The organism is Vibrio genomosp. F6 (assembly GCF_005146325.1).
Classification (GTDB): Bacteria; Pseudomonadota; Gammaproteobacteria; order Enterobacterales; family Vibrionaceae; genus Vibrio; species Vibrio cortegadensis.
This window is the reverse complement of sequence record NZ_SYUT01000042.1, coordinates 1-20824: the sequence shown is the minus strand read 5'-3', so window position 1 is coordinate 20824 and position 20824 is coordinate 1. Positions and strand designations below refer to the sequence as shown.

Here is a 20824-nt window from a genome sequence, read left to right as displayed (position 1 = left end):
TTTTTTAGAGTTCGCGCATCGTACACAGAGAAAACAAACATGCGGCTTCCCCTGTATACGTGTTGTTCTTCTGTTATATCGCTATTCTTTCGACTTCCAAATGACAAGCAACACTATGATTAGAAGATCTCACTTTGAGATCAGGGTAGTGCTCCAGACATTCAGGTGTTGAAAATCGGCATCTTGACGCAAAGTGGCAACCTTCTGGTGGTGAGATCGGAGAGGGGACATCGCCTTTTAAAAGCTCTCTCTTTCCCCTTAATTTCGGGTCTGGAAGTGGAATCGCTGAAATCAAAGCGCGTGTATAAGGGTGTTGTGGGTTAGCAAAGAGTGATTGCGTATCGCTCATTTCAACCACCTTCCCTAAGTACATCACAGCAATATTATCTGAAATATGACGAACAACAGAAAGATCATGTGCGATGAATACCAACGCTAGATTCATGGTTTTTTGTAATTCTAATAACAAGTTAATAATTTGAGATTGAACAGAAACATCAAGTGCAGATACGGCTTCATCGCAAATAATCAATTTTGGATTGAGAGCGATGGCTCTTGCAATACCGATCCTTTGCCTTTGACCACCTGAAAACTCATGAGGGTAGCGACTCTCTGCGGATTCAGGTAACCCGACTTTAACCAATAGGTCTCGTACTTTTTGTTTCCGTTCTTGTTTGGTACCAATGTTATGTATTTCAAACGGTTCCTCTAAAATACTCCCTACAGTATGACGGCTATTTAAGCTTTCCATTGGGTCCTGGAAAATGATCTGCATTTCTTTACGAAGTGACACCATCTGTTTCTGAGTGAAGTGTGTTATATCCTGACCGCGATAGATTATTTGACCAGAAGTTGGTTCGTGTAGTTTAAGTAAAGATCGGCCGAGAGAGCTTTTCCCACAACCAGATTCACCAACTAATCCAAGGGTTTCTCCTGCTTTAACAGCAAAAGAAACACCATCAACCGCATATACGTACTGAGTTTTTGTGAATAACCCGCCTCGAAGCGCGTAATGCTGCTTTAAATTCAAGACTTCCAAAATAGTTTTAGCCACTATTTATCCTCCGAAATGAGAAAACAGCTGACAGCATGCTCGTCACTGACTGGTGTGAGAGTTGGCACTGATTCAGCACAACGTGATGTTTGGTATTGGCAGCGGTTTCTAAATCGACAGCCAGAAGGCATATCATTTAAACTCGGAACTGAACCTGGAATAGTGCCTAAAATGGATTTTGGGGTACCGTCTATTCTTGGGATGGACTGTAAGAGACCTTGTGTATAGGGGTGCTTCGGTGATTCAAATAGAGTGAATACGTCAGCCTTCTCCACCACATGCCCAGCATACATGACGACAACTTCATCACAGCTTTCGGCTACGACGCCCATATCGTGGGTAATAAGGATGATCGCCATGTTGCTCTGCTCTTGCATTTTTGCCATAAGGTCAAGAATTTGAGCTTGGACTGTGACATCGAGAGCGGTTGTCGGTTCATCGGCAATCAGTATTTCAGGCTCGCAGGCAAGGGCCATAGCTATCATGACTCGTTGACGCATCCCACCAGATAGTTCATGCGGATAAACATTAATGCGCTCTTCAGCCGCAGGGATACCAACTCGTTTCAGCATATCAATCGCGGCAGATTTTTGCGCAGAGGCTGAAAGGTCAGGGCGGTGAAGTTCATAGGCTTCGCACAGTTGCTTGCCAATCGTATGTACTGGATTTAATGCGGTCATTGGGTCTTGAAAGATCATTGAGATCTCATTGCCACGGGTTTTATACAGAGCTTCTGGTAACATTTTGACTAAGTCAGTACCTTTGTACTCAATTTGACCAGATGTGACTTTTCCGTAAGGGTGAGGCAAAAGTCCCATGATCGATGCCGCCGTCACGCTCTTTCCGCAACCCGATTCGCCGACAATACCAATGGTTTTTCCTCTTGTGATATCAAAGGAAATACCATCGAGTACTTTTACTTCTCCGTCATCGGTTGTGAACGTCGTTTCCAGATCTCTTACCGATAAAATACAATCGTTATTCATATTGCTAATACAGTCCGTTATTGGTTGGCGAAACGATTTTCGATACGAGTCACTGGTGGGAACGACTGTCCCGATTTAAGCGCTTTTTTCGTTGCTTTTTTCTCTTCTAAATCAATCCAGAAAAGTCCATATTCCATACTTTTAGCATCAAGAATATCGCGAGATAGAGCCGTACCAATTGATTTTGGAAGTTTGACGTAACGCCAATGTGCTGCTCTTGAAAACGGGACAGAGTAGGTTGGTATGACACAATCACAATCCGCTATTTTCTGCTGGATAAGACGCGAAAGAGCGGCTTTTTCTTTTACATCGAACTCAGAATCATATGCTTCAATTAATTTATCCATCTCAGTGTTTGAATAATTGGTGAAGTTGTTGGTTTGTGGTTTTGCATTACTTGAATGGAAGTATTGCCAATAAACAGGAGTTGAGGGGGCCCCCATTCCTAAGAATGCTGCTTGATGTTTCTTTTCTAACAGAGACTTAAACCCTGTCGCACCGTCCACTAATTTGAGTTCAATTTCTAAACCGGCTTTTCGAGCTTCTTCCTTAAGGACAATAACGCGAGGGGAGTGCATTTTTGACAAGTATGTCAGAGTAATACTGAGGCGTTCACCTTTGTCATTCATACGGATTCCATCTTTGTCTAGAGATGAGTAGCCCGCCATATCGAAGTACTTATCTGCAAGTTCTACGTCGAAAGGTTTTGCTTTAATTTGTTTGTTATCGTACTCACCGAAACCAGAGCCGAACCCTTGCTGGTGGCTATAATCCCCACGTAGCGCGATCTCAATCATTTTAGGAACGTTGAGTGAGTGAGCAATACCGCGACGAAGGTTTTTGTTGTTCATTTTATCAGCCGCAAGGTTAAGCCAAACGCCTGCTGCACCTTGTGGTGATTCGTTGAAGAACCACTCTTTTTCAATAAAGCCGCGTTCGTAGAGTTCACCTTTTGCTTTGTCATGCCAAATTGATGGGAAAACCATGTAATACGCATCAAGTTCTCCTTTCTCAAAATATTTGATTGAAATATCTGAGTCGCGAATCACTTTTAGGAGAATATTGTCGACGTTGTAACGGTGTTGATAATATTTGTTGCCGTATCCCCACCAGTTATCAACTTTTGACAACTTAACAAATTTCCCTTTTTTGATTTTGGATACTTTGTACGGGCCTGTAACGGGTTCTGCTTTCCAGTTGTAACGCTTAACAAAATCTTTAGTGATCCCTTTTGGATAAAAATGAGCAGGTTTAGGCAAAATATTTAAGCGCATCAGCAGTTCATCATTGGCTAAAGCATCGGCAGAATGAAGTGCGAATGTGGTCTTATCAAAAATGGTAATACTGGCGATTTTGTTCGTGTAATAGTCCTTGTACCAAGGCGCTCTTGTGTTATCACTTTTCATATAATCGAAAACGAAGCGGAAGTCTTCGCTGGTTACTGGCTTTCCATCTGTCCACCGAGCGGACTCATCGAGTTTGAAGTAGATGGTTTTTTGATCTTGACCAAATGCCCATTGTTTCGCGAGTGCTGGAATGTACTGACGTGTGTTGGGGTGCTTTTGAAGGAGTGATGGGTTTCCATCCATAATGAAAGCACGGAAGCTACCATTAGAGTCTGGCCCAACGGTGCGCATAGTGAGTGGAAAACTCGATAGATGAAGGCGATAAGTTCCACCTTGCTTCGCATTGTCATCAGCAAAGAGAGGTTGATCGTTATTTGTGATCCAGTTGAGGTCCGTCGGCAGATCTTGGGCGATGGCAAAACTTTGATATAAAAAGCTGAAAATCAGCAATAGTGTCATTGATATTTTGTTCATTTTAGCTCCAAAGCTATTTGAATAAGAGCGCAGCCTTGCGCTCATAGCATGATTAAATGTACCGAGTGTATTTCTTTGGATCGAATGCCTCGCGAACACCTTCACCGATAAATGTCACCATAGTTAAAACCGAAACAATGGCAAACACCACGGAACTGATGATCCAGTACGCATCAAGGTTTGATTTTCCTTGCTGAAGGAGATCGCCCCAACTTGGTGTCGGTGGCATGAGCCCTAAGCCTAAGTAATCTAATGCTGTCAATGTTGTGATATTGGCGACGATGCCAAAAGGGGCCAGCGTTACGATCATCACCATTGTGTTTGGCAAAATGTGTTTAACGATCACCCGTAGCATTCCCGCTCCCTGAGCTCTTGCAGCGGTGACGTACTCTCGCGCCTTTTCTTTATAAGTCATCGTTCTCATATACCAAGTGATACTTATCCAACCGAAAAGAACGTTGATGAGAACAAACAGGAAAAAGCTCGGTTTAATGATTGAAACCATAATCATGATGACATACAAGAATGGAACCATAGACCAGACTTCGATAATGCGCTGCATGATCAAGTCAAATCGCCCTCCCATATACCCCATCAAAGAACCGACAAGGACACCTATTGTGTAAGAGATGGTAAGTGTGAGCATTGCGAACCAAATGGCGATTCTAAAACCATAGATAAGGCGAGCTAATACATCTCGGCCAGATTGATCGGTGCCGAAATAGTGCTTGTCTGCTAATGATGGTGCTGTCGGTGGGTAGTTGACGCCATCAAAATCCTGCTCATAAGGATCCCAAGGGATAATGGGTAAAAGCACCCAATTGCCTTCGTCTTCTGTTTCAAAAATAGACTGCAGTTCTCGGTAATTAGCTTCGTAATCATAATCTTGACCTAAGGTTCTACCGCTTACGACTCGGCTGTAGGTTGGGAAATACCACTCGCCATCATAAGAGACCATTAAGGCTTTATTATTGACAAAAACCTCTGCAATCGAAGATAAAAGTACCAAGGCAGTTAAAATGATAAATGAGTAATAACTGCGTTTTATTGAACGAAATCGTTTTATTTTTTTCTTTGTTAGCGGATCAATTTGCATACATTAACGTCCAAATTTCACTCTTGGGTCTACTGCCGCCACACATAAGTCTGAAAGAATATTGCCAAACATAAGCAGTAGAGATGAAATGGTAAGAATGCCCATTACAACAGGGTAGTCTCGTTCAACGATCGATTCGTACCCAAGTAAGCCGATACCATCAATGTTGAAAACAACCTCAATGAGAAATGAGCCTGCGACAAATACAGAAACAACGTTACCAAGATGGCTCGCTATAGGGATCAAGCTGTTGCGAAGTGCATGTCTTCTTACTGCTTTGCTAAAAGGTAAGCCTTTTGCGATCGCTGTTTTTACGTAATCAGCGGCTAAATTTTCGAGTAAGTTGTTCTTCATTGTCATGGTTAAAATTGCGAAGTCACCGATGATATAGCAGATCAGAGGGAGGAAAGCGTGTGAGAAAACATCAGCGATTTGTTGCATCGATTCTAGTTCATCAAATTCATCACTGACAAATCCTCCCATCGGGAACCAACCTAAATGGAAAGCGAAGAAGGATATTAAGAAAACGCCAACGACATAATTAGGCAGCGCGTAACCAAGAAACACCATGACAGAACTGACATTGTCGAATTTAGAACCATGTTTGATGGCTTTAAGAATTCCAAGGGGAATAGAGACAAGATAGCTGATCACAAATGTCCAGAATCCATAAAACATGGAGACAGGAAGTCGCTCTTTAATCATATCCCATACAGGCTCGTAATAGCGTGTCGATTCTCCGAGATCAAATTGAACGAGCTTGAGTAACCACTCGTGATACGCTTCTAAAATGGGTTTGTCTAAACCATAGAATGCATTCAGTTCGGCTATTTGTTCTTCTGATAAGGATTGCGAGCCTTGCTGTCCAGAGCTGCCTCCATCAATCGATTGGCTCTGCATTTGGGAAATCATACGCTCTACAGGCCCACCGGGAACAAATCGCGTGAGTGCAAAAACGAGCAAGGTAACCCCGATGAAGGTCGGAATAATTAAAAGCAATCGCCGGCTAAAATAGGCTAACAATTCAAACTCCTTTATTGAATTCTTATCGTACGGAACGAAGAGAAGACTGGCTCAAATCGAACCAGTCTTTGTCACATTACAGTTGGTTAACTACTTATAGAACAGGCAGTTGTTCTAGTGCGTAACGGTACTGAATGTAATCTCTTGATTGCCATAACCAGATTGTCTCAGGGTCAATATCGTAAAGTTCTGAGGTTTCTGGTGCTCTCTGTATTTCATTTTCAACAATGGTCGTGTATTGGGTTGCCCAGTCGAGCAGCGCTGGTAAATACGCGTCATCATCTTCATTAGCTTGGAGAGATTTCCATGCGGCATGAAGGTTGTCTTTACTGTTACAGCGTGTTGGTGTCTCTGTCACGGTAAAACACTTATTATCTTTATCTTCCGTGAACTTCGCCGGAACTCGAACAGGGAACCCTGACGCTCTGAATAAAGATTCAAAGTAAGAGGCATCTTTCAATAGTTGCACTGCCGCTGGATCTCTTAGCATAACGAGTGTGAAATCGTTAAGCGTTCTCACACCATTGGCTTTAAGGTTCCTTTTCGTTGAGTAATTAGTGTCATCAAGTTTAATTAAATCATCCTGTTTGCCATTAATTAGAAGGGCCTTTTCAGCCATGTTCTTAGCTAAACCGTTACGACGTGTCACGACATAGTTTCGAGTTTTTAGGCTGAACTCAACACTGCCGACGCTATCAACAGAAGAGCCTGGATCCGTTAGGGAAATATCATCAAGAAGATCTTGTGAACTATCCGCTAGACCGTACTCTTCTGCATCTCCAAATGCGACGAAGTTGTTTAAGAGTGCCGAGAATAGAGGAGTAACCGTATTATCTGAAAGCTGGAAGAACGATTTCAAATTGTATAAATACGGAGCTACATCGACAGCTCGTTTAATGTCAGGTCGGTAAGGCGTTACCGTTGTTGCTCTTTCTCCATCTTTGTTCACGAAGATTGGATCTGGGAAAGAATCCATACCGTAGCCTAAGTAACCTAAGTATGTTTTGATTTTTTGTGGTGTGCCTTGAGTGCCACTTTGGATGCTTGAAACATCGAGTAGAGCGATATTCGACTTATCACGAGCACGACTATAATCACTACGTTTAACAAGCATCTGTGCTGCGACGAGTTTGTCTGCCCAAATACCGAACTGATCAACAGCAGTTGAAGAGTTGTTGTATGGGTTATTTGCTCGCATGTTCGCGTATGGGCGACCATCTCGAGTCTCAGATAAGACATCTATATTATCGCGGCTAGATTTCATGATATTGACGAGATCTTCATCGAAGCATGATTCAGGTAACGTCGTTTTATCCGGAATACTTGGGCCATAAGAGCTCCATAAATCGGATAGTGGTACGAAGCGGCTAATAACACCTGAGTTCGTTGATACATTGATTTCACAGACTTTATCAGGCGTGCTCATCACTTTAACTAAGAAGTCTGCTGCGAGTAGTGACGCATCAAACGTGTCACAAACCATTTTCGCACCTTCTGGAAGGTTTCGGCGAATGTAGCTGCGAGTACAGTTGTCTGTATAGTAGTTTGCAACGCTCTTACCATAGCTGTCTTCTGAACCACTTAATTTTGACAGTTGGTAATCGATATCACCTAATTCATCTACAACAGAACGGATTTGGTTGAACTCATACCATCGAGAATAAGCGTAGCGTTGGATTTCGTATTCATAAAACTGCTCTCGACCATCACGTTTGTTGACGAGATCATAGCTGTCCCAGTATTTCTGAATGCGGAATTCTGTTTGCTCAAGAATGTTTGAACCTTCATCGAAGCGGTTACAAGTGGTTGTGCTTCTCACGTTTTCATCAGTACAGAAATCAAATGTTTTCATTACGGCATTGGCGTCTGCCGTGGTTAAGTTCTCTTTAAACTGGTGAACAGAACCAAGCAGATAGGCATGCTCATCTTTTTCTAACTCGGTATCAATGGCATCTAGGCTGCCATATTTAGTCACTCTTACCTCAGAGACCGCACCAGTATCCGGATCGGTGACTTGCTCTTTGGTTGAATAAGCGAGCTCACGCCCATAGCCGAACCTAAGAGCGGCAATATCGTATTTTCCGTAGGTTGGGAGTTCATCAAAAATGGATGCACCATAATCCATCACTGAGCTGTGTGCTGGAACTTTGTCATAACCAAAGGCCGCCACTTCATCCTCTTGATAGAAGTTCTCTTTATCCACTGAACCCATGAAGTTGTGGCGTAGACCTAAGTTATGACCAAGTTCATGTACAAGGGTTGATTTGTACATGTGTTTTGAAATTTGATTTGTCACAATTTCTTGTTGATCAGAAGAGAGTTGGCTCCACTTCTTCAGTTTAGTATTAACTTTATTGGCATAATCAGCATCACTAGGCTCTAAATCTGAGTTATCGAAATAGCCGCCTTCAAGGTAGTCGATGCCTTTAATTAAGCCTTTAGACTTAGTACTAACCCACATGAACTCTTCTGAGTACATGTTTTGTTCAGCCATTTTTTCTAAATTAAACTGATGTTTTGCAATGTTTTTGCTAAAACTCGCCGCTGGCTGCTGGTTGGGTGTTAGCCATTGTGTGCGGCCATTGGAAAATTTCGGTTCGCTCTCTACTGCAATAGGAAGTGCAGTCGTTAGGGCCGTCGTTTGTTTTGCGACTAAGCTATCTTCAATACCAGCAAAGCCAGTGCTGATGGTTGAACTTGCGTCGACAGGAGCATCAGTTGCAGGTGGAACTGGAATGAAAGCATCAGGTCGGTCAATTTCACCACGGTTGTAGTGCATGGTTAACTGATTCCACATTCTACGAGAAGATGCACGGATCACGCCTGCATACTGATTGACATGAGCATGGACAATTTCACCGGTTAATGGGTTAGTCGCAGAAGGTCCATAACCTAATAAGCCGCTATCAACAGGGTCTGTAATCAGGTTGAAAACATTGTAACGAAGATCACCTGTATGGATACCCGCGGGTTCGTTTTCGTTCACGATTTTAATTGTTGGAACGCCGGTGTCTTTAAGTACTGTATTGATTTCATGGATCGTTTCAATGGTCGTTTGACGGAACATTTCGCTGCCGTTTTCAAAGTAGCTATCACTTAGATAGTACTCAATCTCCTTATTTGGGTTAAAACGGTTTAACAGGCGGAATTTTTGACCTTGTAAATTGTTTTCACCTGTTGCTGAACGTTCAACTTTTTCGTCATTAAAAAAGCCATAGCGTAGTGAATCACGTCCAGGGTATTGAACGGTTTTGTAGTCTTTACTTGAAAGAGTATCTAGCTTCACAAGGGAATAGAAAAAGCGAGTTTTGAATGAAAGGTTTTCTAGCTGGTTACCAAATTCGTAGATGTCATCAGCACTTGCAGTGAAAGTCCGTTCAACTTCAACATTGATTACGCCCGTTTCAGGATCATACTCCCAATGAGTAAGCTGTGGATCGGCAGTCTCTTCGACATCTGTTGAGGTGTACGCCGCATCCACAACGTCTACCGCGAGAGATTTGATATTGGCGTAATCAGGTGTGAAGTGAGACGCCTTTTTCCAATCAGTGTCGGCATCTTCGTTCAGCTCTTCTTTGTTAGTACACTCATCGAAATTATTTTCAGCACAACGATATTGTTCAAATGTACCTGGAATTTTTAGTACAGGTGCTTGGTTGATAACGTTCGTGTAGCGAGAGTCCACACCTTCGCGAATGGTATCGCGATCAACCTCTTCGGCAATGATACCGTTGGTTTTGTCAAAACGAAGTTTAACAAGCTTAGGAGTACCTTGGAAAAATCCTCTTTGGCTGGTCGCATAACGCGGAGTCGCGCCAGTAGAAGGCATGTAGAGCCAAAGGGCTTCAGTATCGAGTGATTGTGTTGTGATTTGCTCTTGAGCGCGAGGCACTGCTTCATAGCTACGCTCTTCTGCGCCACAACCATAGAGAGCGATGCTCACCATAGATGCGATGGCCAGTTTCTTAAACATATTAATTCCCTGTATATGGTTAATAGTTATAATTTAATGTGACGTAATAGGTTGGGTTTTTTAGATCAAACAACGTGTTGAGTGGGCTTGGTCCTCTATCCGGATCGTAATAAGTTGCGCTATTAGTCATACCAAGAGCGGAACTAAAGTTATCCGTGAATTGATAGCCGATCTCTTCTGCATGAGTTAACTTTGGCGAATAGGATGTGCCTCGGTAACTCCAAGAAGTTGAGCTAACAAAATTGACATTGAAGAACCAATCATTTACCGAGTAATCAATTGATAAAGCATTGCTCAATCGATATTCCTCTAGTGGTAAACTTCCTACAGTTGTATATTTATGAAAGTTCTTTCGTAAACGAACGGCATCGCTTATTTGAAGTCCATCTAAAATATTATCTAAGGCAAATGTAAATTTAATATTGCCCCGGATTGCTGTTTGTAGATCGGTGTTTTTTGATAAGTCAGAAACTGGAATAAGAATACGAGAACCAACAGACATTGCTAAATAATCGGTTGGGTTCCATAAGTTATTCTTATTTACAGTTAACCAAATATCATCCCAATAATCACCGCGCGCACCATCATAACTGTGGTATCCAGAGAAATTAGCTGTAAAAGAAATATCTGGATTATAGTTATAGATGATGGACGCATTTGCAGATAGGTTACGATCAGCAAGGTGGTGGCTATCTTTGTAACCATTCTTGCTGTAATCAAGACCCACAGACAGCTCCCAAGTTTGTTCTTGTTCTTTTGTCTGCTCTGGTATTTGTGATTCTTCGGCATGAAGGACTGCTGAGGTTAAAGCAGATGCAATAACGCAACAGAGTATATTGAATCTCATGATTGCCCGTTCCCTGTGTAGATCTTCCTACTCGCTTACGCTTCATGCGTTGCGAAGTTGATTTATTGTTGCTTTTATTAATGACTGTGAATAATAGTCGAGCTTATTCATGCAACAAAACCATATTTATAAAGTATCACCAGACTGCATCATCGAGCTTATATAGTGAAACCATTAAATAGTGCAATAGTTTGACTTCTGCGGCAGTTTCTCGTCCGCTTTGAAGTTTTAAGCTGGTTTAATGTAGATTGTTGGGGTTTTTAACTGTTATATGGCTTTTGGCTGGTGTTTGAGCCTGTAAACCTGTTTGTATCAGTAAATGATACACAGAGTTCGCACTGAGGCGGACTATGTTGGAATGAAATTAGGCTAACAGTAATCTTGCAGCCCAATTAAATAAGATACACCAATGTAATTCTATTTTTAATATTAACACTTACTGATATAAGTAAGGAGATCGTCGAACTTGCGCTTTAATTAAAAAAGAATGTGAGCTGATTTTTATACCGTTCGTTATATATGCAAATAATATTATAATGCATATTTAATCACTTCTGTTGCCATTATATATACGACTGACGAAGGACTTAATTGAATGAAAAACGCTCCTACTTGGGTTGTAATGCTTATGTTGCTGTAAACCTTGATAGAACGTCTCCATAAACTGGCACCTTAGCCCTTCAATTGGTTTATATACGAGTGGGCTAAGAAGATTTGAAGTTTGCAATGCATGATCATTCGCATAGCTAAAATCCATATTTAGCCTTCCGAGTAGATAGATCCAAAGGTGAGTGATGAGCAATAATTCTTGCCCTTCTTTTGACGAAAACTTTTGAAGATGCTCAGAGCCCACAGTACTGCTAATTGCTTCAAGCATTGCAGAACTGGCAGAAGATTGAGTTTGAAGGCGTGAAGTCGCTTCAATTTGAGCTTTCGTTAAGACACCAAGGGCATGCTGAAGGGGTGAAGTTTCAGGTTTCCTCTCACAAACTTTTGTAAAAAGAGACTCATTGGCTTCACAAAGTAGCTGCAACTCTTTTTTTTGTGCAGATATATTGCTGACGTTTAGTGCACCAGCATTATCCAGTTCAGAGAGTAGGCTACTCATTATCTTGAAGATCTTCCCATGTTACTTCGGCCGCGCCTTTATCACTGTTAATAAATGCTGAATTTCCAGAAAGCATGACGGAAATGTCTAATGTGCGTTCAATCATTTTTGCCATATCAACGATACCAGCATTGTCAAAACGAGTAACATTAGCATCATATTGTGCAATCTTGCCTTTGTTCTGTTCCCACCAAACATTAGATTTTGTATTAAAGCTATATATTTTTACTGCTTTGGCTTGACGAGTTGATTTCTTGATGCGTTCAGGATCGGGTTCGCCTACGTCAATCCATACGGCGGTTTGGCCGTCGAGTGTTTTCTCCCATAAATCAGGCTCCTCAACGCTTGATAATCCTTTAGTAAACTGTAGATCAGGAGATGCATTGAGGCAAAACGCAAGAACTCGTGCCATCATTCGCTCATCATTTTCAGATGGATGCTGAGCTATGGTCATGTTGAGCGAGTCGTAATAGTCACGGTTCATATCGGTGAGTGATACGCGGAATTTGTAAATCGTCGGTTTTAGCGCCATGTGTTTGTCTTAATGAGAGAATAGAAGGGGATAGTACATGAAATCAGTGTTCAGCGGGCAAAAAAATAGCCAGCATATAGCCAGCTATTTAGAATAATTAGAGTACGAATTAAAGTACTTTAATGCTGTCAGCTTGAGGGCCTTTTTGACCTTGAGATACAGTGAACTCAACTTTCTGACCTTCGATTAGCGTTTTGAAACCGTCGCCAGTGATTGCAGAGAAGTGAGCGAAAACGTCTGGGCCGTTTTCTTGTTGAATGAAGCCGAAGCCTTTAGTTTCGTTGAACCATTTTACTGTACCAGTAACTGTGTTAGACATAGTTAAATCCTAAATATATTTATGTGTTTGGCCGATTATGGCGCCGATAGCGTGGAAAAGTAGCTGCTATTGCGTATAACACGGAGGTTGAGTTACAAGTAATCCAACGAAATGTATATAAACAAAAAACTTTCTTTCTAGCCGAGTCAAAGTCTAAATCAATTTACCTCTAAGTCAACGAAATAGTCTGGTTTTGAGTCGAGTTTTTTATCGTTACTTGCTCTTTGTCTCGTTTAGATTCATCTACTTATCTCAATGTTGCAATGGAATGACTGTTTTGTGACAAGCCTAAGTTTTTATTATATCGAGTTGAAATTTTGAGTTTGACACTTGCGTCTTTTTTAAGCAAAATTCGAACCGAAATATGACCGATGGAGGTTCATTTTGAAAAAGAAAAAAAGAGCGGAATTATATAACAGGCAGCAAGCGGTGATAGACCCTTCAAATCTTGAGGTTGAACATCAGCGAGGTGTTGTGAAAGACAATGCATTAAAAGCAATCGTAACGAGTAAATTGTTTACTGTAAGAGTTGTGAAAGCCAAAAAAGGGAAAGGCAGTTTTGTCAGGAAGGCTAAACATAGTGGCAAAGAGCCCTATTCAAAAGTAGCGTAATGTTATTTTCGAATAGGGCTTTTTTATTGAAGTTGATCGACTGTAATTACTTATTTGATCGTGCCTATAAAATAAAAAGGTGTTTTTGGCTTCGGCTACCGTTCTATTTTTGGTGAATATATAGAGTAAGCTGTGATTTGTCCGGCAACAATGGCAGAGAACATAAACAGTGCAGAGAGTCCGATACTTGGAATTGGCAGGATAGACTGCTCAAATACAGATTGACTTGCGCTCACCAAAACTCGGCTACCAGGGACAAGTATAATAATGCCTTGAACGATATAAATAGAACCTGTGAGGTCCATTTTTTTAGCAATCCAAGTGCCATATAGGGTGATCAATACTGTTGTAACCCAAGTTCCGACAATCCAACCGCTATCAAACCCTAAATAGAATGGCCCCCACATTCCTAGCACGGCCACTGGGAGTCCAAGAACAATATCTTTGGTTCTCGCATTAAAAATAATGCCAATACATATCGAAATAATCGGCAATCCTAAGACGTGCAACCAAGTTGGAACCGCATTGGTATAAGAGATTGATACGGCTTGTCCCCATATTGCTTCGCCAATGTTTAGCCCCATGACGATACCAACAAACAATTTAATCAAGGAAAGCGCGCACTGTCCGAGCAAGCTGGTGCCAGATACTAAATCATTAAAAGCTAAACACTCTAAAGCATTGGCGATTGAAAGACCGGGAACAAACAATACAACAGACGCAATACATAAAGCCCAAATGGGAATGGGTAAGCCTGTACTTGCCAAAAAGGCGACAAAAATCCCCGTCACTAGCGCGGCAATAAACTCAGCTGCAATAGCTCTTCTGGAGTGGCATATTTGCTGGCAAAGCCATACTAAGAAGCCCAGTACGATAGAAAAAGCTACGGCTTCCATCGTGCTACCTATTAGAAGTAAATAAGCAGGGGGGATCCCCATGTTAGCAAGTGCAATAATCCATTTAGGATAGCCTGTGGGTTCAGGAAGCGGCTCGTTACTTGGTGTATTGATCCGAATGATCGTATTTGCTAACAAACTCAAATTGATAGATGCAGGCTTTAGTCGTTTGAGAACCACGGCATTATTGTCATCTGGAAACTGGTAATTAATCGTTGTAGGTGTCGCTTGTATCATTACATCAACACCATGTTTTTTCGCATAATGCTGAGTGTATTTTTCTACCTTATAAGAGGCACAACCACTGCGGTGAAGTGTGTCGCCAATCTCCACGATTTTATTGATTCGATATTGGGAGGGCATGGTCATTTATGAGCTGGATAACAATGGCGCAAATGTAACAGAGCTAAAGCGTTAAAACGAGGAGCAGAATGATGCCCATGTCTAATTTTTGACTTTCAATATCAGAATTTGTCTAATGAGAGTATATTTAGCCGGATAAATAAATGGCGACTTGGATATTTTCAGTGATGTTATGGAAAATAACCATCTGATGTGCAAAAACAATAAACAATAATCCGTACTGTTAAATGACAAGGCATCAATAATATTATGAATAACACGACATGCCGATTCATCTTTTGGGCTATTTCAGGCATATTCTTTTCGTTTTCATCCGCAATCTATGCGCATGTGCCTTCACAATCGGATTTACCTCCTCTTACTGTCAGTAACTCTAAAGCTTGGAAACCATTTTCATATTTAGACTCTAACGGAGAACCAAAAGGTATTCTTATTGATTTTTGGAAAGCCTATTCAAATAAAACAGGACGTCGAGTAGAGTTCGTTTTGACTGATTGGAGTCGATCTATCGAGCTGGTCAAAAATGGAGAGGTGGATATTCATGGCGGCCTTGCTTGGTCTGAACCAAGGGACAAATTCCTTGATTATGGCGATGAGTTTTTAACGGTTAACAGTCAAATCTTTCTTAAGCAAAGCTTATTGAAGCAAGGCGTTGATGCTTTTCTTGAAAACGGAGGCGGTAGAGGTGTCGGCGTTGTACGGGATGGCTTTTATGGCTATTACGTATCCCAACAATTTCCACAACTTAAATTAGTCGAATTTGATACAAACAGAGATTTGATGTACGCAGCTTTTGACGAAGAGGTCGATGCATTTATCACTGATCTTCAGGTGGCAAGTTTCTACACACATACCGCCAGCATGCCTTCAAAATATGCACCCGTGATGCACATACACTCAGTTCAACTTCGTCCTGCGGTTGCCGAAGGGAATCTTGAATTACTCGAATCGATAAACAACTCATATGGCTTATTAGGCATTGAAACAAAAGAGCAAATATTAAATCATTGGATGCATATAGAAACCGTTTATCCTCCTTATCTTTTTCCAGGTATTGCGGTGTTTATCATCGTGATGTCGAGTGTTTATATTGTTCAACTTCGAAAAACAGTTAGGGCTAGGACAGCCGAATTGGAATCCGCGAATGAGAACTTGTTAAGGATGACATATACAGATTCACTAACAGGAATCAGTAACCGCAGATATTTTATGCAACAGTTAGAGCAAATCGAAAATACGGGTCAAAGTGCTGTGGTGATGGTTTTCGATATTGATAACTTTAAAGTGATTAATGATTCTTATGGCCATATGTGCGGTGATGAGGTGATAAAAGAAGTTGCAAGACGGAGCGGTAGCGGATTACCTGAAGGTACGTTATTTGCGAGAATCGGAGGAGAGGAGTTTGCCTTATACCTGAGGGGGATTGCGTGCAGTGACGCTGAAATAGTCGCTGACGCTTTGTGTCACAACGTTTTTCATATGCCGATCGAGGTTGAGAATGAAAACCTCAACATTAGTATCAGCGTTGGTTGTGCTTTCTATTCTTGTGCGCCGAAGGTAATTAATATCGATACTGCTGATAAGTTGATGTATCAAGCGAAGCAAGAAGGGAAGAATCGCTACGTTCTAGAAATACGTAATTAAAGAAATAGTTACTATTTTGGCTAAAAAAACGACGTTACGAATAACAAATGCGCACTTAAACATAAATATGAAAAAAAAGGTTTTCTTTTCAGTTAGATGTGGCATTATCTATCTCGTTCCAACGCGATGTGCGTGCATCGTATAATGGCTATTACCTCAGCCTTCCAAGCTGATGATGCGGGTTCGATTCCCGCTGCACGCTCCAATTGCTCCCTTCTGTTTTACAATCCAAAAAACCTTTCAAAAGAAACGCTTAGCTGCGTGTTTTTGTGTGTCTGGCGTATTATTTTTCCAATTTTTTCTTTTGTAAAAATCATCGGTGGCCATCTTGTGGCCAAAACGGTGGCTACTTTTGTTTTTGGTTAATATTGTGCTTAATGGAGCTGAAAACCCAAAATTCTCAGCCCAATATGAGAAAAACTAATCTGTTTCAATTTTTTGCCTTTCCAGTAACTCTCCAACTTCTATATTCAAGTACTCACAAAGACTATCTATTACATCAAGTTCTACACGTGTTGCAGTTTCATTATATAAGCGTGTAATTGTCCCTCTATTCACACCAGTATCCCTAGCAACATCCGCAATTTTAAGCCGCTTTTCTCCCATTATTTTAGAAAGGTGGCACTTCAACATGTTCTTCTCCTGCCTAAAATGTTCTGCTGTAGGTAAAAAATGGTTGTAAAAGGTCATTTTTATGCTACATTGTAATCTACAGGAGAACATTTAGTTCATTGGTAAGTTAATAATGTTTATAGGAGATTGTACGATGGATAATACCTATCTGACAACCGCAGAACTTTCTGTGCGAATAAAATATGACGCGCGAGTTATTAGGGAACAACTTAAAGATTCTGTTTTATTTGAGGGGATTCATTACATTCGTCCATTTGGAGGAAGAAAAATTCTCTTTATATGGGAACGAGTCGAAGAAGAAATGCTAGTTGGCATTTCTAGCCAGTCATTGATCTTAGGGCAATAGGAGCTTGTTATGGGTGTACTCAATGTGCGAAATGGGAAATTAGTTTTGCAATTCAGATATAAAGGTCAGCGTTGTCGTGAACATACTCAATTGGTTAATAATGCGGTAAATACTAAGCGTTTAGAAAACTTACTTAAGCGCATTGAGGCAGAAATTGTACTTGATTCGTTCGACTATAAAAAATACTTCCCACAAAGTAAGGCCGCGAAACGATTTGAAGAGATAAAGCATCGTGAGGGTAGTGCTAAAGCTTACTTCGATGCCCCTGATTCTCCAAGGTTTGAAGAATTTGCTCAAACTTGGTTAGCTGAAATGAAAGTGGAATGGAGTAAAGGGCATTATGAAGATGTAGAAGGTGTTCTGAATAAGTATTTGCTCCCTACATTCGGGAATAAGAAGATCAGCGCCATCAATAAGGGGCAGATACTGCAATTTCGTTCCATCCTCGCCAAAGTACCGGGACGAAAAGGTAGCTTTCTTAGCCCATCACGCATTAATCACATCATGACACCCCTAAGGGTATTGCTTAATGAAGCCGCCGATCGGTATGACTTTACCTCACCGTGGAAGAATATCAAAGCCTTAAAAGTAGGGCGAACGGAAGTGGACCCATTTTCGGTTGTGGAAGTGAATCATTTCTTGAGCGAAGTCCCTGATAATTTTCGCAGCTATTACATTACCCGATTTTTTACAGGTCTTCGTACAGGTGAAATTGATGGGTTGATGTGGGATGACGTTGATTTGACCAATAAAACCATCACTGTTCGTCAAAGCTTAGTTAGGGGGGAATTGTCGGGGTTAAAAACGGAGGGCTCATACCGAGTGATAAGCCTGACGGATAGCGTGGTTGATGCTTTAAAAACGCATAAGCAAACGGCCTATTTAAAAGACAAGTATGTGTTTACCAATGCGAAACGCAAACCTTTGAATTATGCAGTGGTTTCTCGAACCATTTGGTACCCGACACTTAAGAAAGCCAAACTAAGAGCTCGCAATCCTTATCAGACTCGGCATACCTTCGCAACGTTATTGCTTGCCTCTGGAGAGTCTCCTGAGTGGATTGCTAATCAAATGGGACACACTACGACAACCATGTTGTTTCGAGTGTATTCCCGTTATGTTCCCAACCTGACAAGGCAAGATGGAAGTGCATTTGCCGCATTTTTGAATAATGGAGGACAGTTATGAAGTATTCACCATTGGCCATTCACTGCACCAGTTTGTGTTTTGATGTGATGCAGCGTTCGTCATTTAAAACTTTAACTCATCGCGATATTGACGAGTTCAAAGATGATGTTTATGCACTGATATGTGAGAGAGCCAAGCTCATGCCTACTAAGCAGCAGAGAGAACACCAGTTTGCTTCCCACGTAGCCGATGGTGTGATTAGTGTGCTCCATCAATGTTTGAACAATCCGTCGGCTCGCGATTCGATCTGGATCCTCGCTGCACTTGAATCTCGTATCGACACGTCGATTAAAACCATCATCCACTAATGCCCCAATAAACGGTGCGTACAACCCATGGCTTTGTGCGCACACTTTCCCCGCCATTCATTCTAAGTGTGCGCCCATGCAAAAAATCATCATTGTTTTGAATACAAACACCAATAGAAAGTCGATCAAGAAAAACATCCGGTTTGAACACGAACTTGTGAATGAGATAGAGGGCGTGAAGCCAGAAAGTGTCAGCTTTTCAAGTTGGGTAAAACAAGCATGTCGCGAGAAAGTAGCTAATGAGACTATCGATGGTGATGTGTGCGCACAGCTTGAAAACGATGCTCGGTTAGGTGTGCGCATACGAGCGAGTAGCAATTCAGGCTCCATTGATAGGATGAGTTCGTTTGAACTGATTAAGCGTTGGGATGAGAAGGGCTTGTACCATCAACAAATTGCAGAAAAGTTGAATGAACTTGGGCGAGAGAGTCCAAATAGTAAAACATGGACTAGAGCGCTAGTAAGGCAGTTTCTTAGTGAACATTAAGCCCAAATGCCACCAAGATTTTGTATCAGAAATGCTATATTATGGTCCTGTGTTTATGATCAGCCTAATGAAAATTTCTAATATTCGAAACTATGACGATATTAACAGTATAATTACGAGAATGAGCTAATGTGTTCGCGTTATGCTATTGATGCATCAGAACATTTACAGGTTGAGTCGCTAAGGCTGATTAGTGAAATGCGGCGCGGTATCAGGAATTAAGCTTGCAAAGTTCAGTCTAGATAGCGTTATGTTACTCATTGAAATTCCGCATAAAACTGGTAATTAGCTCTCATCTTTTGTTGTTCGCTTATCCTAAGCTGTATAGGTCAATCCAACTTGAGGTACTCGCTATGAGCATAGAACGTCATGGAATTACAATAGGTATTGAGCGCATTGGCTCAGAATCTGTTTTAGTGTTTAAGGCTACAGGTAAACTCACTCATAAAGATTATGAAGCAATTGTTCCTGTCTTGGATTCTAGCTTAAAGGGTATCAACTCAAAGCATATAAAAATGTTGGTCGATATTACTGAATTTTCAGGTTGGGAGCTTCGGGCTGCGCGGGATGATTTTCAGCTCGGGTTAAAGGTCGGCTTTAATATCGAGAAAATAGCCATTTACGGTGATAAGAATTGGCAGGAGCTAGCCGCCAAAATAGGCAGCTGGTTTATATCAGGTGAAATAGAATCATTTGGTAGCTACGAGTCGGCAGTGCAGTGGCTAACTGATTAACATAACAAAGCGTTTAAGAGTGACTCCAAACGCGTGCCGGTTTCGCTTCGCTCACAGTATGGCACGCTTGTTTGTCGCACCTTAACGCGGCGTTAGCTCGTAGGGAGATAAAATGAACGGACATACATTGATAGAAGAACAAGAAAAATATTTCAATTATCTTAACGAGCAAGGTTTTCGCTTTGATGATGCTCGCTTTCAATATGTTAGCCGATTGTCACGGTTACTGATGTATTGTCATGATGCAATGAAGTCAATCATATTGGTTGAAAATACGGTGAGGTATGAGCCTAACGATCAATCGAATGAACACATCCTGATGCAGGCATTATTTCGTAATGCAGTGCTTAACTATACGAAGTGTTTCTCAGAGTCAGGCAAAGGACACATTACTCTAGATAAGAAAAAAGTATTTAAGGATAGAAAGGATTTGTTAGAAGTCCATGATTATATAATGGAACTAAGGCATAAATTCTTTGCTCACAGTGATAATTCCGGGCTTGATGAGATTTGTTTCGCGACCAAAGAGCATGAATCACATATAGAAGTTAAGCAATTATATTCGATCTCATTTCCTGAACATCAATTTAATATCTATTTGATGTTGTTTAAATACTGTGGCGATCATGTGAAGTTATCAATTGAAAAGAGCTTTGATAACCTAGAAAAGCAAGTAGACAAACGTATAGTTTCTTTTGGAGCGATTTAATACGTTGCTTACCAGCTAACAAATTGCTTAAGAGTGACAGCTAACCTTTGGTATTTTTGGTTCGGTTGAATTTAGTGATTACGATGGCTTTGATTGGGTATCGTGGAGGTTAGTTGCACCTTAGCAAGGCGCTGACGGATCCCCTC

Annotated in this window: 20 protein-coding genes and 1 tRNA gene; 9 read left to right on the top strand and 12 right to left on the bottom strand. The window is 41.2% G+C overall.

Annotated elements, in window-relative coordinates; translation table 11 throughout:
* Positions 1-73 precede the first annotated feature (73 nt).
* The 10 genes from FCV43_RS15580 to FCV43_RS15535 form a co-directional block, all read right to left on the bottom strand.
* On the bottom strand, positions 74-1054 hold the full coding sequence (locus FCV43_RS15580) for an ABC transporter ATP-binding protein (protein WP_113799679.1): 981 nt from the start codon (positions 1052-1054) through the stop codon (positions 74-76).
* The gene (locus FCV43_RS15575; protein WP_136995701.1) at positions 1054-2040 is read right to left on the bottom strand and encodes an ABC transporter ATP-binding protein; all 987 of its coding nucleotides are present in this window, start codon (positions 2038-2040) and stop codon (positions 1054-1056) included. The genes FCV43_RS15580 and FCV43_RS15575 overlap by 1 nt, the downstream gene beginning before the upstream one ends.
* A 17-nt stretch (positions 2041-2057) precedes the next feature.
* Positions 2058-3860: an extracellular solute-binding protein gene (locus FCV43_RS15570; RefSeq protein ID WP_136995700.1), complete on the bottom strand. Its 1803-nt coding sequence runs from the start codon at positions 3858-3860 to the stop codon at positions 2058-2060.
* Between the two features lie 52 nt (positions 3861-3912).
* Positions 3913-4956 (bottom strand): ABC transporter permease, encoded by a 1044-nt coding sequence (locus FCV43_RS15565; RefSeq protein WP_017051852.1) that lies wholly within the window; start codon positions 4954-4956, stop codon positions 3913-3915.
* A 3-nt stretch (positions 4957-4959) separates the two neighbouring features.
* Positions 4960-5979, bottom strand: coding sequence for an ABC transporter permease subunit (locus tag FCV43_RS15560; protein WP_029203283.1), 1020 nt, complete (start codon positions 5977-5979; stop codon positions 4960-4962).
* A gap of 94 nt (positions 5980-6073) precedes the next feature.
* Positions 6074-9952, bottom strand: coding sequence for a zinc-dependent metalloprotease (locus FCV43_RS15555; RefSeq protein WP_136995699.1), 3879 nt, complete (start codon positions 9950-9952; stop codon positions 6074-6076).
* A gap of 19 nt (positions 9953-9971) precedes the next feature.
* Positions 9972-10799 (bottom strand): hypothetical protein, encoded by an 828-nt coding sequence (locus tag FCV43_RS15550; RefSeq protein ID WP_017051849.1) that lies wholly within the window; start codon positions 10797-10799, stop codon positions 9972-9974.
* A 544-nt stretch (positions 10800-11343) separates the two neighbouring features.
* Entirely contained in the window at positions 11344-11907 is a 564-nt protein-coding gene (locus FCV43_RS15545; protein WP_136995698.1) for a hypothetical protein, read from the bottom strand.
* Entirely contained in the window at positions 11900-12439 is a 540-nt protein-coding gene (locus FCV43_RS15540) for a YaeQ family protein (RefSeq protein ID WP_113799666.1), read from the bottom strand. The genes FCV43_RS15545 and FCV43_RS15540 overlap by 8 nt, the downstream gene beginning before the upstream one ends.
* Positions 12440-12548: 109 nt before the next feature.
* A complete protein-coding gene (locus tag FCV43_RS15535; protein ID WP_017051846.1) occupies positions 12549-12758 on the bottom strand; it encodes a cold-shock protein in 210 nt (69 codons plus the stop codon).
* 384 nt (positions 12759-13142) lie between these two features.
* Here FCV43_RS15535 and FCV43_RS15530 point away from each other — a divergent pair, with 384 nt between their 5' ends.
* Positions 13143-13370, top strand: coding sequence for an alternative ribosome-rescue factor A (locus FCV43_RS15530; RefSeq protein ID WP_017051845.1), 228 nt, complete (start codon positions 13143-13145; stop codon positions 13368-13370).
* A 95-nt stretch (positions 13371-13465) separates the two neighbouring features.
* Here the strand turns inward: FCV43_RS15530 and FCV43_RS15525 are convergent, their stop codons facing one another.
* Entirely contained in the window at positions 13466-14629 is a 1164-nt protein-coding gene (locus FCV43_RS15525) for a threonine/serine ThrE exporter family protein (RefSeq protein WP_029203281.1), read from the bottom strand.
* A gap of 249 nt (positions 14630-14878) precedes the next feature.
* Here FCV43_RS15525 and FCV43_RS15520 point away from each other — a divergent pair, with 249 nt between their 5' ends.
* On the top strand, positions 14879-16273 hold the full coding sequence (locus tag FCV43_RS15520) for a transporter substrate-binding domain-containing diguanylate cyclase (protein WP_136995697.1): 1395 nt from the start codon (positions 14879-14881) through the stop codon (positions 16271-16273).
* 130 nt (positions 16274-16403) lie between these two features.
* Positions 16404-16478: transfer RNA gene (locus FCV43_RS15515), tRNA-Gly, on the top strand.
* Positions 16479-16693: 215 nt separating this feature from the next.
* Here the strand turns inward: FCV43_RS15515 and FCV43_RS15510 are convergent.
* Positions 16694-16906, bottom strand: coding sequence for a helix-turn-helix domain-containing protein (locus FCV43_RS15510; RefSeq protein WP_029203279.1), 213 nt, complete (start codon positions 16904-16906; stop codon positions 16694-16696).
* A gap of 133 nt (positions 16907-17039) precedes the next feature.
* On the opposite strand from FCV43_RS15510, the gene FCV43_RS15505 reads away from it, so the two are divergent.
* The 6 genes from FCV43_RS15505 (at position 17040) to FCV43_RS15480 (ending at position 20678) form a co-directional block, all read left to right on the top strand.
* Positions 17040-17252 (top strand): hypothetical protein, encoded by a 213-nt coding sequence (locus tag FCV43_RS15505; RefSeq protein ID WP_017051841.1) that lies wholly within the window; start codon positions 17040-17042, stop codon positions 17250-17252.
* 9 nt (positions 17253-17261) lie between these two features.
* Positions 17262-18440, top strand: a complete 1179-nt coding sequence (locus FCV43_RS15500) for an Arm DNA-binding domain-containing protein (RefSeq protein WP_136995696.1) — start codon at positions 17262-17264, stop codon at positions 18438-18440.
* Entirely contained in the window at positions 18437-18748 is a 312-nt protein-coding gene (locus FCV43_RS15495) for a hypothetical protein (RefSeq protein ID WP_017051840.1), read from the top strand. The genes FCV43_RS15500 and FCV43_RS15495 overlap by 4 nt, the downstream gene beginning before the upstream one ends.
* Before the next feature lie 76 nt (positions 18749-18824).
* A complete protein-coding gene (locus FCV43_RS20505) occupies positions 18825-19235 on the top strand; it encodes a YlcI/YnfO family protein (protein WP_206380337.1) in 411 nt (136 codons plus the stop codon).
* A 353-nt stretch (positions 19236-19588) separates the two neighbouring features.
* Positions 19589-19969: an STAS/SEC14 domain-containing protein gene (locus tag FCV43_RS15485; protein ID WP_136995695.1), complete on the top strand. Its 381-nt coding sequence runs from the start codon at positions 19589-19591 to the stop codon at positions 19967-19969.
* A 112-nt stretch (positions 19970-20081) separates the two neighbouring features.
* Complete coding sequence (locus FCV43_RS15480) at positions 20082-20678, top strand: hypothetical protein (RefSeq protein ID WP_136995694.1); 597 nt, start codon at positions 20082-20084, stop codon at positions 20676-20678.
* Positions 20679-20824 lie beyond the last annotated feature (146 nt).